At 67.2% G+C, this 13,191-nt stretch carries 10 protein-coding genes; 6 read left to right on the forward strand and 4 right to left on the reverse strand.

What is annotated here, in order from left to right; all coding sequences use genetic code 11:
* The first annotated feature begins 88 nt into the window (after nucleotides 1–88).
* From LGM56_RS22505 to LGM56_RS22515, 3 genes are all read left to right on the forward strand, one after another.
* The gene (locus LGM56_RS22505; protein WP_226206815.1) at nucleotides 89–2,524 is read left to right on the forward strand and encodes a 3-hydroxyacyl-CoA dehydrogenase/enoyl-CoA hydratase family protein; all 2,436 of its coding nucleotides are present in this window, start codon (nucleotides 89–91) and stop codon (nucleotides 2,522–2,524) included.
* 27 nt (nucleotides 2,525–2,551) lie between these two features.
* On the forward strand, nucleotides 2,552–3,751 hold the full coding sequence (locus tag LGM56_RS22510) for an acetyl-CoA C-acyltransferase (protein WP_226206816.1): 1,200 nt from the start codon (nucleotides 2,552–2,554) through the stop codon (nucleotides 3,749–3,751).
* A 92-nt stretch (nucleotides 3,752–3,843) separates the two neighbouring features.
* Entirely contained in the window at nucleotides 3,844–4,611 is a 768-nt protein-coding gene (locus LGM56_RS22515; RefSeq protein ID WP_089495612.1) for an enoyl-CoA hydratase, read from the forward strand.
* A gap of 59 nt (nucleotides 4,612–4,670) precedes the next feature.
* Here the strand turns inward: LGM56_RS22515 and fdhD are convergent, their stop codons facing one another.
* Nucleotides 4,671–5,513, reverse strand: a complete 843-nt coding sequence (gene fdhD, locus LGM56_RS22520) for a formate dehydrogenase accessory sulfurtransferase FdhD (protein ID WP_373452550.1) — start codon at nucleotides 5,511–5,513, stop codon at nucleotides 4,671–4,673.
* 115 nt (nucleotides 5,514–5,628) lie between these two features.
* On the opposite strand from fdhD, the gene LGM56_RS22525 reads away from it, so the two are divergent.
* The gene (locus LGM56_RS22525) at nucleotides 5,629–6,111 is read left to right on the forward strand and encodes a nitrate reductase associated protein (RefSeq protein ID WP_089495611.1); all 483 of its coding nucleotides are present in this window, start codon (nucleotides 5,629–5,631) and stop codon (nucleotides 6,109–6,111) included.
* Between the two features lie 45 nt (nucleotides 6,112–6,156).
* On the opposite strand, the gene LGM56_RS22530 is transcribed toward LGM56_RS22525, so the two are convergent.
* Nucleotides 6,157–6,552 carry an acyl-CoA thioesterase gene (locus LGM56_RS22530; protein ID WP_059684352.1) on the reverse strand — a complete coding sequence of 132 codons (396 nt, stop codon included), beginning with the start codon at nucleotides 6,550–6,552 and terminating at the stop codon, nucleotides 6,157–6,159.
* A gap of 174 nt (nucleotides 6,553–6,726) precedes the next feature.
* Between LGM56_RS22530 and LGM56_RS22535 the strand changes: the two genes are divergently transcribed.
* Nucleotides 6,727–8,598, forward strand: a complete 1,872-nt coding sequence (locus LGM56_RS22535; RefSeq protein ID WP_089495609.1) for an ABCB family ABC transporter ATP-binding protein/permease — start codon at nucleotides 6,727–6,729, stop codon at nucleotides 8,596–8,598.
* Between the two features lie 197 nt (nucleotides 8,599–8,795).
* Here the strand turns inward: LGM56_RS22535 and murU are convergent, their stop codons facing one another.
* Nucleotides 8,796–9,515: an N-acetylmuramate alpha-1-phosphate uridylyltransferase MurU gene (gene murU / locus LGM56_RS22540; RefSeq protein ID WP_226206817.1), complete on the reverse strand. Its 720-nt coding sequence runs from the start codon at nucleotides 9,513–9,515 to the stop codon at nucleotides 8,796–8,798.
* 38 nt (nucleotides 9,516–9,553) lie between these two features.
* The gene (locus LGM56_RS22545; protein ID WP_226206818.1) at nucleotides 9,554–10,603 is read right to left on the reverse strand and encodes an aminoglycoside phosphotransferase family protein; all 1,050 of its coding nucleotides are present in this window, start codon (nucleotides 10,601–10,603) and stop codon (nucleotides 9,554–9,556) included.
* Nucleotides 10,604–10,826: 223 nt separating this feature from the next.
* Here LGM56_RS22545 and LGM56_RS22550 point away from each other — a divergent pair, with 223 nt between their 5' ends.
* Nucleotides 10,827–13,187: an LPS-assembly protein LptD gene (locus tag LGM56_RS22550; protein WP_124580751.1), complete on the forward strand. Its 2,361-nt coding sequence runs from the start codon at nucleotides 10,827–10,829 to the stop codon at nucleotides 13,185–13,187.
* The last annotated feature ends 4 nt before the right edge of the window (nucleotides 13,188–13,191 follow it).

The following is a 13,191-nucleotide window of genomic DNA, read 5'->3' on the forward strand; positions in this document are numbered from 1 at the left end:
GCGCCGCCCGAACGCAACGGTTCCTGGTACTCACTTCGCCGTGCAGCCCCCACCTCCCGCGCTGCACGACACTATCCGGAGACATCCCGTGAGCAATTTCCTGATTCGCAAGGTCGCCGTGCTGGGCGCCGGCGTGATGGGCGCGCAGATCGCCGCGCACCTCATCAACGCGCGCGTGCCGGTGCTGCTGTTCGACCTGCCGGCCAAGGAAGGCCCGAAAAACGCGATCGCGCTGAAGGCGATCGAGAACCTGAAGAAGCTGTCGCCCGCGCCGTTCGGCGTGAAGGACGATGCAAAGTACCTCGAGGCAGCGAACTACGAAGACGACATCGCGAAACTCGCCGAGTGCGACGTCGTGATCGAGGCGATCGCCGAGCGGATGGACTGGAAGCACGACCTGTACAAGAAGGTCGCGCCGCACATCGCGCCGAACGCGATCTTCGCGACCAACACGTCGGGCCTGTCGATCACGAAGCTGTCCGAAGGTTTCTCGGACGAGCTGAAGTCGCGCTTCTGCGGCGTGCACTTCTTCAACCCGCCGCGCTACATGCACCTCGTCGAGCTGATCCCGACCGCGCATACGCGCCCGGAGATCCTCGACCAGCTCGAAACCTTCCTGACGAGCATCGTCGGCAAGGGCGTCGTGCGCGCGAAGGATACGCCGAACTTCATCGCGAACCGCGTCGGCATCTTCTCGATCCTCGCGGTGATCACCGAGGCCGCGAAGTTCGGCCTGCGCTTCGACGAAGTCGACGACCTAACGGGCAGCCGCCTCGGCCGCGCGAAGTCGGCGACGTTCCGCACCGCGGACGTGGTCGGCCTCGACACGATGGCGCACGTGATCAAGACGATGCAGGACAACCTCGCCGACGATCCGTTCTTCCCGGTCTACCAGACGCCCGCCGTGCTCGCCGAACTGGTGAAGCAGGGCGCGCTTGGCCAGAAGACGGGCGGCGGCTTCTACAAGAAGGAAGGCAAGGCGATCAAGGTGCTCGACGCGAAGACGGGCACCTACGTGGATTCGGGCGCGAAGGCGGACGAAACGGTCGGCCGCATCCTGAAGCGCCCGCCGGCGGAACGCCTGAAGCTGCTGCGTGAAACGGACCATCCGCACGCGCAGTTCCTGTGGTCGATCTTCCGCGACGTATTCCACTACATCGGCGTGCATCTCGAATCGATCGCCGACAACGCGCGCGACGTCGACCTCGCGATCCGCTGGGGCTTCGGCTGGAACGAAGGCCCGTTCGAAGGCTGGCAGGCTGCCGGCTGGAAGCAGGTCGCCGAATGGGTGCAGGAAGACATCGCGGCCGGCAAGGCGCTCGCGAACGTGCCGCTGCCGTCGTGGGTGCTCGAAGGCGCGGTGGCGGAGAAGGGTGGCGTGCACACGGCCGAAGGCTCGTGGGCGCCGGCAGCGAAGCGCTTCGTGCCGCGTTCGGACCTCGCGGTCTACGACAAGCAGGTATTCCGCGCGCCGCTGCTCGGCGAAGCCGGTGCCGATCCGAAGACGTACGGCAAGACGCTGTTCGAGACCGATGCCGTGCGTGCCTGGGTCGACGACCGTGCGGGTGAAGACGACGTCGTGATCGTGTCGTTCAAGTCGAAGATGAACACGATCGGACCGAGCGTGATCGACGGCCTCGTGCAGGCCATCGAACTCGCGGAGAAGGACTACAAGGGCGTGGTGATCTGGCAGCCGACGTCGCTGAAGCTCGGCACGCCGGGCGGCCCGTTCTCGGCCGGCGCGAACCTCGAAGAGGCGATGCCCGCGTTCATGATGGGCGGCGCGAAGGGTATCGAGCCGTTCGTGAAGAAGTTCCAGGAAGGCATGCTGCGCGTGAAGTACGCGAACGTGCCGGTCGTCGCGGCCGTGTCGGGCATCGCGCTCGGCGGCGGGTGCGAGCTGATGCTGCACAGCGCGAAGCGTGTCGTGCACGTCGAGAGCTACATCGGTCTCGTCGAAGTGGGCGTCGGCCTCGTGCCGGCGGGCGGCGGCCTGAAGGAAGCGGCGCTGCGCGCAGCGGACGCCGCAACGGCCGCGAACGCGACCACCGACATCCTGAAGTTCGTCACGAAGTCGTTCGAGAACGCGGCGATGGCGAAGGTGTCGGCGTCCGCGCACGATGCCCGTGCGATGGGCTACGTGAAGCCGTCCGACACGATCATCTTCAACGTGTTCGAACTGCTCGACACCGCGAAGAAGGAAGCGCGTGCACTGGCCGCAACCGGCTACCGCGCACCGTTGCGCGCGAAGGAGGTGCCGGTCGCCGGCCGTTCGGCGATCGCGACGATCAAGGCATCGCTCGTCAACATGCGTGACGGCCGCTTCATCAGCGATCACGACTACCTGATCGCGAGCCGCATCGCCGAAGCCGTGTGCGGCGGCGACGTCGAAGCCGGCAGCCTGGTCGACGAGCAGTGGCTGCTCGCGCTGGAGCGCCGTGCGTTCGTCGAGCTGCTCGGCACGCAGAAGACGCAGGAACGGATCATGGGCATGTTGCAGACCGGCAAGCCGGTGCGTAACTGAGCGAGCGGATAAGGCAAGGAGTCTCAAATGAGCAAACAATTGCAAGACGCATACATCGTCGCCGCCAGCCGCACGCCGATCGGCAAGGCCCCGCGCGGTGTCTTCAAGAACACGCGCCCGGACGAGCTGCTGGTCCACGCGCTCAGGTCGGCGGTGGCGCAGGTGCCCGGCTTCGACACGAAGCTGATCGAAGACGCGATCATCGGCTGCGCGATTCCGGAAGCCGAACAGGGCCTGAACGTCGCGCGCATGGGCGCGCTGCTCGCAGGCCTGCCGCAGACGGTCGGCGGCGTGACGGTCAACCGCTTCTGCGCGTCGGGCATCACGGCGCTGGCAATGGCGGCCGACCGCATCCGCGTCGGCGAATCGGACGCGATCTTCGCGGGCGGCTGCGAATCGATGAGCATGGTGCCGATGATGGGCAACAAGCCGTCGATGTCGCCGCACATCTTCGATCGCAACGAAGACTTCGGCATCGCGTACGGGATGGGCCTGACGGCCGAGCGCGTCGCGGAGCAGTGGAAGGTGAGCCGCGAAGACCAGGACGCGTTCTCGGTCGAGTCGCACCGCAAGGCGCTTGCCGCCCAGCAGGCCGGCGAGTTCAACGACGAGATCGCCGCGTACACGATCACCGAGCGTTTCCCGAACCTCGCGACGGGTGAAGTCGACGTGAAGACGCGCGAGATCAAGCTCGACGAAGGTCCGCGTGCGGATACGTCGATCGAAGGCCTCGCGAAGCTGCGCACGGTGTTCGCGAACAAGGGCTCGGTCACGGCCGGCAACAGCTCGCAGACGTCGGACGGCGCGGGCGCGCTGCTCGTGGTGTCGGAGAAGGTGCTCAAGGAATTCAACCTGACGCCGCTCGCGCGCTTCGTGAGCTTCGCGGTGCGTGGCGTGCCGCCGGAAATCATGGGCATCGGCCCGAAGGAAGCGATTCCGGCCGCGCTGAAGGCCGCCGGTCTGAAGCAGGACGATCTCGACTGGATCGAGCTGAACGAAGCGTTCGCCGCGCAATCGCTGGCGGTGATGCGCGATCTCGGCCTCGACCCGTCGAAGGTCAACCCGATGGGCGGCGCGATCGCCCTCGGCCACCCGCTCGGCGCGACCGGCGCGATCCGCGCGGCGACCGTCGTGCACGGCCTGCGCCGCCGCAACCTGAAGTACGGGATGGTCACGATGTGCGTCGGCACCGGCATGGGTGCCGCGGGCATCATCGAACGCCTGTAAGCGGAGCACGACGACAAGCTACGACGGTGCGCGGGCCACGAGCTCGCGCACCGTTTTTTCATTCCGATAGAGGAAAGTCAAAGGAGACGGTTGTGGCCGAAATTCAAGTGGAACGCGCCGATGGCGTGATGACGATCACGATCGCGCGCCCGGCGAAGAAGAACGCGCTGACGGCGGCGATGTACCAGACGATGGCCGACGCACTCGCCGAAGCGCAGGAAGACAAGGCGGTTCGCGTGATCCTGCTGCGCGGTGGCGACGGCAACTTCACCGCGGGGAACGATCTCGAGGATTTCCTGAAGTCGCCGCCGAAGGACGACACCGCGCCGGTGTTCCAGTTTCTCGCGCGGATCAGCAGCGCGAGCAAGCCGATCGTGGCCGCGGTGCCGGGCCTGGCGATCGGGGTCGGCGTGACGATGCTGCTGCACTGCGATCTGGTCTACGCGGCCGACACCGCGACGTTCTCGCTGCCGTTCACGCAGCTCGGGCTGTGCCCGGAAGCCGCGTCGAGCGCGCTGCTGCCGCGTCTGGCCGGCCATCAGGTCGCGGCCGAGAAGTTGCTGCTCGGCGAAGCGTTCGACGCGCTGGAAGCGCACCGGATCGGCATCGTCAACCGTGTGCTGCCGGCGGCCGAGCTCGACGCGTTCGCGGCGAAGCAGGCGGCAAAGCTCGCGGCGCTGCCGGCGGCATCGCTGCGTGTGACCAAGGCGCTGCTGAAGGATACGGGCGGGGTGGCGACGCAGGCGCGGATGGCCGAGGAAGCGGGCCACTTCGCCACGATGCTGCGCGCGCCGGAAGCGCGCGAGGCGATGACGGCGTTCTTCGAGAAGCGCAAGCCGGATTTCCGTCAGTTCGACTGACCGTCTGACGGAGCAGGGCGCGCCGGCAGCGGACTGCCGGCGCGCTCCCGGGATCGCGATCAGGCCGTGCCGTAGTCGACGTGGCCGGTTTCGCGGCAGAAGCTGACGAGCCGCAAGCCGGCCGCTTTCGCGATCTCGATCGCGAGCGACGACGGCGCTGAGATCGTCGCGACCAGCGGGATGCCGACCCGTGCGGCCTTGCGCACGAGCTCGTAGCTCGCGCGGCTCGACAGGAACACGAAGCCGTCGGTCGCGTCGGCGCGCGACAGCACGAGCGAGCCGATCAGCTTGTCGAGTGCGTTGTGGCGGCCGACGTCCTCGAATGCCATCCGGATCGCGCCTGTTGCGTCGCACCACGCGGCCGCATGCAGGCCGCCCGTGAGCCGCGTGAGCGCCTGGTGAACCGGCAGCGCCTGCGCCGCGCGCGTCAGCGCGTCGGGGGCGAGGCGTGCGAGAAAGCCCGTATCGGGCACGCGTTCGGGCGCAAGGTCGAGCAGGTCGATGCTTTCGATCCCGCAGACGCCGCAGCCGGTACGCCCCGCGAGCGCACGGCGCCGGTCCTTTAGCGCGGCGAACGCCTGCTGGACGACCTCCAGGTGGACTTCCGCATGCGGCAGCGGCGCGTCGGCGTGCAGGATCACCTCGATGTCCTTGATGTCGCTGCCGCGCGCGACGATTCCTTCCGAGATCGCGAAACCGACCGCGAACGCTTCGAGATCGCACGGCGTACACATCATCACCGCATGCGAGATACCGTTGAAGACGAGTGCGACGGGCCATTCCTGGCCGACGTAGTCGTGTGCGGTTTCGACGGCGCCGCCGCGCGTGCGGCGCACGGACAGTTCGATCGCGCCGCGCGGTTCGTCGCGCAGGTCGCCGGATTCGGTCGGATTCACGAGCACTCCCGTTGATTCGGCGCGCGGCCGGCGGCAATCGTATCCGCCACCCGCGCGCAGAGGTTCTAAAATACCCCAGGCAAGCCGGCCGCGCCGGTATCCGCCACATCAGGTAACGATCATGGGACTCAGCGACGCTCCACTGCTATTCGCCTTCGAACACGCTTCGTCGGAAAACTTCACGTACATCCCGATGATCGTGCGTTTCAATCTCGACCGTTTCGGTCTGCGGATCTCACTGGAGCAGTGGCAGTTGCTGCCGCTCGAGGACCGCAAGCTGCTCGCGCGCTTTCCGGCCGACGACGACACCGCGATCGAGCCCAACTTCGATCACGCGCTGTTCGAAATGCTGCGTACGCACGCGGATCTGGAGCCCTCGTGGTTCCAGCCGGACGAGCAGCCGGCCTGGCGTGCCACCGACAGCGTGCCGGAGTCGCTCGTGCAGCAGAGCGCGCTGGCCGGGCTGATGGCGCCCGAGCTCGCGCAGTGGCAGCGGCTCGCGCCGTTCCAGCGCTACGTGCTGGTGAAGCTGTCGCGCAAGCCGAAGCTGAACCACGATTTCCTGCCCGCGATGCGGGAGTTCGGGCTGACGGCCACGCACTGAGGCGGCCGAAGGCAGGGGGAAGCGCCGCCGCGCGGCGCTCGTCCGTCAGAGCGGCGGCAGTTGCCGCGGCTTGCGGTCGGTGCCGGTCGCGACGTAGGTGAGCGTCGCTTCGGTGACCTTCACGATTTCACCCATCAGGCGCATGCGCTGCGCGTATACCTCGACGTCGACCGTGATCGACGTGTTGCCGGTACGCGTGATGGTCGCGTAGAAGCTCAGCAGATCGCCGACGAACACCGGCTGCTTGAACACGAACGAATTGACCGCGACCGTCGCGACGCGACCGTTCGCGCGCTGGCTCGCGGGGATCGAGCCGGCGATGTCGACCTGCGACATGATCCAGCCGCCGAATACGTCGCCGTGGACGTTCGCGTCGTGCGGTTGCGGGACGACGCGCAGCGCGGGCTGCTTTTGCGGGAGTTCGAGGGTCGAATCGGTCATGGCGGGGGCTTTCATCCTGTAATAAATACGCCGCCGCGCGCAGGCTGGCCGGCGAGGGCGCCGGCAGCGGCGCGAAGCGGCTTCTGCGACAATACAACGTTCGCAAATTGTACGAGAAAGTGAGCGAGCCGGCCGCCGATGCACGCGTCCGGCACCGCCGCCGATCCTTCCCCCATGCGCCGATTTCCTGCTTCCGGCGAGCCCGCGCCGGCTTCGACCGGGCCCCGCAACGACTGGCAAACCATCCGGTCGCTGCTGCCGTACCTGACCACCTACAAATGGCGCGTCGCGCTCGCGCTCGGCTGCCTGATCGGCGCGAAGGTCGCGAACCTCGGCGTGCCGGTCGTGATGAAGCGCATCGTCGACCACCTGTCCTACGTCCAGCAGATCACCGCGATCGGCCGCGCCGAGCAGTCGGCCGGCATCGTGCTCGCGGGCGGCGTGGGGTTGCTGGTCGTCGCGTATGCGCTCGTGCGGCTGTCCACGTCATTGTTTACCGAGCTGCGCGAGATCCTGTTCTCGAAGGTCACCGAGAGCGCGGTGCGCCAGCTCGCGCTGCAGGTGTTCCGGCACCTGCACGGGCTGTCGCTGCGGTTTCACCTGGAGCGTCAGACCGGCGGCATGTCGCGCGACATCGAGCGCGGCACGCGCGGCATCCAGCAGCTGATTTCGTATTCGCTGTACAGCATCCTGCCGACGCTCGTCGAGGTCGGGCTCGTGCTTGGCTTCTTCGTGGTCAAGTACGAGGCCTATTACGCGTACGTGACGTTCGCGGCGCTGGTCACCTACATCGTGTTCACGGTGAAGGTCACCAACTGGCGCACGCATTTCCGCCGCACGATGAACGAACTCGATTCGCGTGCGAACTCGCGGGCGATCGATTCGCTGATCAACTACGAGACGGTCAAGTACTTCGGCAACGAGGAGTGGGAAGCGCAGCGCTACGACGAGAACCTGAAGCGCTACCGGAAGGCCGCGATCCGTTCGCAGAATTCGCTGTCGGTGCTGAACTTCGGCCAGCAGGCGATCATCGGCACGGGGCTCGTGTTCATTCTGTGGCGCGCGACGCAGGGCGTGCTCGCGGGCAAGCTGACGCTCGGCGACCTGGTGCTGATCAACACGTTCATGCTGCAGCTGTACATCCCGCTCAACTTTCTCGGTGTCGTCTATCGCGAGCTGAAGCAGAGCCTGACCGACATGGATCGCATGTTCGGGCTGCTGTCGGCCGCGAAGGAAGTGGCCGACTTGCCCGATGCGCGGCCGCTCGCGGTCGCCGGCGCGCAGGTGCGCTTCGAGCACGTGAATTTCGCGTACGAGCCGGCGCGGCAGATCCTCCACGACGTGTCGTTCACGATCGATGCGGGCACGACGACCGCGGTGGTCGGCCACAGCGGCTCCGGGAAGTCGACACTGTCGCGGCTGCTGTTCCGCTTCTACGATCTCGACCGGCAGGCGGGCGGTGCGATCCGGATCGACGGCCAGGACATCCGCGACGTCACGCAGGACTCGCTGCGCGCGTCGATCGGGATCGTGCCGCAGGACACCGTGCTGTTCAACGACTCGATCTACTACAACATCGCGTACGGCCGGCCGAGCGCGACCCGCGACGAGGTGATCGCGGCCGCGCGTGCCGCGCACATCCACGATTTCATCGAAAGTTTGCCGAAGGGTTATGACACGCCGGTCGGCGAGCGCGGGCTGAAGCTGTCGGGCGGCGAGAAGCAGCGCGTCGCGATCGCGCGCACGCTGTTGAAGAACCCGCCGGTGCTGCTGTTCGACGAAGCGACGTCGGCGCTCGATTCGCGCTCGGAGCGCGCGATCCAGCACGAACTCGACCAGATCGCGCGGCATCGCACGACGCTCGTGATCGCGCACCGGCTGTCGACGGTCGTGCACGCGCAGCAGATCCTCGTGATGGACCACGGGCGGATCGTCGAGCGCGGCACGCACGACGAACTCGTGCGCGCCGACGGGTTGTATGCGCAGATGTGGGCGTTGCAGCAGCAGCGTGCGGCGGCAGGCGGGGAAGAAGCGGAAGCCGCGTGAGCGGCGGGGCTGCGCGCGGGGTGGGCGCAGCAGGACGGGGCACGTTTGATGGGCGGGAGTCGGGCCGGCATGGCGGTCGGACATGCGCGGACCCTTTGATCGGCCAGGCCAACGCCGCCAGTTCGCCCGTCAGCCAGCTAGCCAACCAGTCAGTTGACCGGTCTGTTGATCAATCAGCCCGACGACCCGTCAGCCGGTCACTCCGCGGCGCGCAGCCGCGCATCCAGCTCGCCGAGTTGCGCGGGCGTGCCGACGTTCTCCCAGATACCTTCATACAGTTCGCCGCTCGCGCGGCCGGCCTCGATCGCCGCGCGATAGTACGGCGTCAGCGCGCGCCGCGTGCCGGGCGCGAGATCGCGGAACATCCGCGTGTCGTACAGGCCGATGTTGCCGAACGTGAAGCGCGCGGCGCCGTCGAGCGCAAGGCGGCCATCGTCGCCGAGCGCGAAGTCGCCGGCCGGGTGGAACGGCGGGTTCGGCACCATCACGAGGTGCATCGCCGGCGCATCGAGCGCGGCCATCCGGGCGGCGCGCGGCGCGAGCGACCGGTAGTCGAACGCGCAGTAGACATCGCCGCTGACCGCCGCGAACACGGCCGGCTGCCCGTCGCGTTCGAGCAGCGGCAACGCCTGCGCGATGCCGCCCGCGGTTTCCAGCGCTTCGCCTTCGGCCGAATACACGAGCCGTACGCCCCAGCGCGAACCGTCGCCCAGCGCAGCCTCGATCTGCTCGCCGAGCCACGCGTGGTTGATCACGATCGTCTCGATGCCCGCGCGGGCGAGCGCCTCGATCTGCCACACGATCAGCGGCTTGCCGCCCGCTTCGAGCAGCGGCTTCGGGCGGGTGTCGGTGAGCGGGCGCATCCGTTCGCCGCGCCCGGCGGCGAAGATCATCGCCGTGGTCAGGGTGTTGCTCATGTTCGGCCGGGTGTCAGGAGAGTCGGAACGATCAGAAATCAGAACGTATAGCCCACGTCGGCCGGTGCGTTGCCCTCGAGCTCGTCGAGCAGCTTCGCGAACGGCACGAGCGGGCGATAGCGTAGCGCGACCTTGCGCGCATACGCGATGAAGCGCGGCAGGTCGTTCAGGTAATGCGGCTTGCCGTCGCGGTAATTGATCCGCGCGAACAGGCCGAGCACCTTGATGTGGCGCTGCAGCCCCATCCATTCGAGCTGGCGGTAGAACTCGCCGAAATCGGGGTCGACCGGCAGGCCGGCCTTTTTCGCCTTTTCCCAGTAGTACGCGAAGCAGTCGAGCTCGAACTCCTCGTCCCAGCTGATGAACGCATCGCGCAGCAGCGACACGACGTCGTACGTCAGCGGCCCGTGGACGGCATCCTGGAAGTCGAGGATGCCCGGGTTGGGCTCGCACACCATCAGGTTGCGCGGCATGAAATCGCGCAGCATGAAACCCTGCGGCTGCGCGTGCGCGCTGGCGACCAGCAGCGCGAAGGTGCGGTCGAGCGTGCCGCGCATCGCGTCGGTGACCGGCTTGCCGAGGTGGCGGCCGACGAACCATTCGGGCATCAGCTCCATCTCGCGGCGCAGGAATGCCTCGTCGAACGGCGGCAGCACGTCGGGCTTCGACGTGAGCTGGAAGCGGATCAGCGCGTCGAGCGCCGCGCGCATCAGCGGTTTTGCGGCGGCCGGGTCGGCCGGATCGAGCACCGCGATGTACGACGTGCGGCCGAGATCGGTCACGAGCATGAAGCCCGAGTCGAAATCGTGGGCCAGCACGTCCGGCACGTGGTCGCCGGCCGCGGCGAGCAGTTGCGCGACCTGGACGAATTCACGGCACTTTTCGGGCGGCGGCGCGTCGACGGCGATCAGCGTGCCGCCGGCGCTCGTGGCCGACGCGACACGGAAATAGCGGCGGAAACTGGCATCCGACGAGGCGGGCGCGAGGGTCGACAGGTCGAGCGCATAGCGTTCGGCGAGCGGGTGCAGCCACGCGGTGAGCGCTTCGAGGCGGGCGTCGGGCTGGGATGCGGCGGATGGGGGCGTCATGAAACTCGGCGGAGGGGGGAACGTCTTGCCATATAATACCCCACGACTTTTTTGACGCGCCCCGCGTCAGCTTTCCGCCGTGCAGGCCCGCCGCCTGTCGCGCGGTCGCCCGAACGCCTCCCCGGTTTGCGCTCAGCCGCAGTCGCGGTGCGACGGTGCGGCCTGCCGCGCGCGCATGTGCCGCGACGGCGCGGTTGACAAGGGGCGATTCGCCAAACGATAGATGCCGCCCAAACCGCTATTCCCGAATGTTTTCCCCGGTGACGGGGCGCCGCGCAAACGGCGGCTCGCGCTCGCACTCCTGGCCGTGCCCGGCCTCGTGCCGGCCGTGTCGTACGCGCAGCTGTCGGGCGCGGCCGCGCAGCCGCAGCCGCTCGACTCGCCGTGGGATCTGCGTCTCGCGCCCCAGCTCGAGGATCATCCGCTGAAGGACGGCGCGAAGCCGGCCGCGTTCGTGATCGCCGACCACACGAGCGGCACGGCCGAGCAGGATCTCGCCGCGAAGGGTTCGGCCGAGCTGCGGCGCGGTGACGCCGTCGTGAAGGCCGACGCGATCCACTACGATCAGGATACCGACATGGCCGATGCGTACGGCCAGGTCAGGATCAACAATGCCGGCACGTCGTTCGCGGGCCCCGAGGCGCACCTGAAGATCGAGGCGAACCAGGGCTTCATGACGGCGCCGAAGTATCACTTCAACGTGACGGGCGGCTCGGGCAGCGCGGAACGCGTCGACATGGTCGACAACGAGCGCTCGGTGTTCGTCAACGGCACCTACACCGCGTGCCAGTGCTCGACGAACCCCGCGTGGTACATCAAGGGCAGCCGCTTCGACTTCGATACGGGTGCCGACGAAGGCACCGCGCGCAACGGCGTGCTGTTCTTCCAGGGCGTGCCGATCTTCGCGAGCCCGTGGATGACGTTCCCGCTGTCGGGCGAGCGGCGCAGCGGCCTGCTGCCGCCGACGTTCTCGATGGACTCGAAGAATGGCTTCGAGTTGACGCTGCCGTACTACTTCAACATCGCGCCGAACCGCGACCTGACGCTCACGCCGCGCATCATCTCGCGGCGCGGCGTGATGGCCGAGGCGACGTTCCGCTACCTGTCGCCGTCGTATTCGGGCACGTTTACGGCCAATTACCTGCCGGATGACCGGCTCGCGCACCGCAACCGCTACGCGATCTACTGGCAGCACCAGCAGAATTTCGGCGGCGGCTTCGGCGGTTACGTGTACTACAACAAGGTCTCGGACAATACGTATCCCGAAGACCTCGGGTCGGCGAACCAGTTCATCAACGGGACGCAGACGCTGTACCAGCAGGAAGCCGGTATCACGTACAACAACGGCCCGTGGTCGGTGCTCGCGCGCTACCAGCACTGGCAGACGCTGCCGCCGTCGATCGCGCCGTACAGCCGCGAGCCGCAGTTGAACGTGAAGTACACGAAGTACAACGTCGGCGGCTTCGACTTCGGCGCGGAAGCCGACTATTCGCGGTTCCGCATCACGACGGCCGATGCGACCCAGGGTGACCGGATCGTCTTCAATCCGTACATCTCGTACGGCGTGTACGGCCCCGGCTACTTCGTCGTGCCGAAGGTCCAGTACCACTTCGCGTCGTACGACCTGAACTACCTGTCGTCGACCACGCCGAACAGCCCGAAGCGCTTCACCGAGTCGATCCCGACCGTGAGCTTCGATACGGGGCTGATCTTCGACCGCTCGGTGCGCCTGTTCGGCCAGGACTTCATCCAGACCCTCGAGCCGCGCCTGTACTACGTGTACACGCCGTATCGCGACCAGTCGAACGCACCGTTGTTCGACACCGCGGAGTCGGACTTCGGCCTCGCGGAGATCTACCAGCCGAACACGTTCGTCGGCAACGACCGGATCGCCGATGCGAACCGGATCACGGCGGGCCTCACGTCGCGCTTCATCGATCCGCGCACCGGCGACGAGCGTGCGCGTTTCGTGATTGCGCAGCAGTACTATTTCGCCGATCAGCGCGTCACGCTGAATTCCGGGCAGGCCGCCGCGCAGGCGCGCCACTCGGACCTGATCGTCGGCGCCGCGCTGAAGCTCGGCTCGGGCTTCATGTCGGAGACGGCGTTCCAGTACAACCAGAACAACAACCAGCTCGTGAAGTCGAGCGTCGGTTTCGGCTACAGCCCGGGCGAGCGCCGCGTGATCAACGTCGGCTACCGCTACACGCGATCGAACACCACGCTCGACAACCAGCCGATCAACCAGTTCCTGGTGTCCGCGCAATGGCCGCTCACGCGCCGCCTGTATGCGATCGGCCGCTTCAACTACGACCTCGCCGGCGATCGCGTGGTCGACGGTCTGGTCGGCTTACAATACGACGCGGACTGCTGGGCGCTCGGGGTCGGGGTGCAACGGGCGGCGAACGGCATCAATTCGTCGGGACAGCAGAGTTCGTCGACGCGAGTCATGATGCAGCTGACGCTCAAGGGCCTGTCGACCGTCGACAACGGCCTCGTGTCGGCGTTCCGCGCCGGGGTGCCGGGCTACACGCCGCTGCCGCCGCCGCCGCCGCCGATGTCCCGCTTCAGCAACTACGAGTAACGCC

This window comes from Burkholderia sp. AU38729, from assembly GCF_020419725.1.
Lineage (GTDB): Bacteria > Pseudomonadota > Gammaproteobacteria > Burkholderiales > Burkholderiaceae > Burkholderia.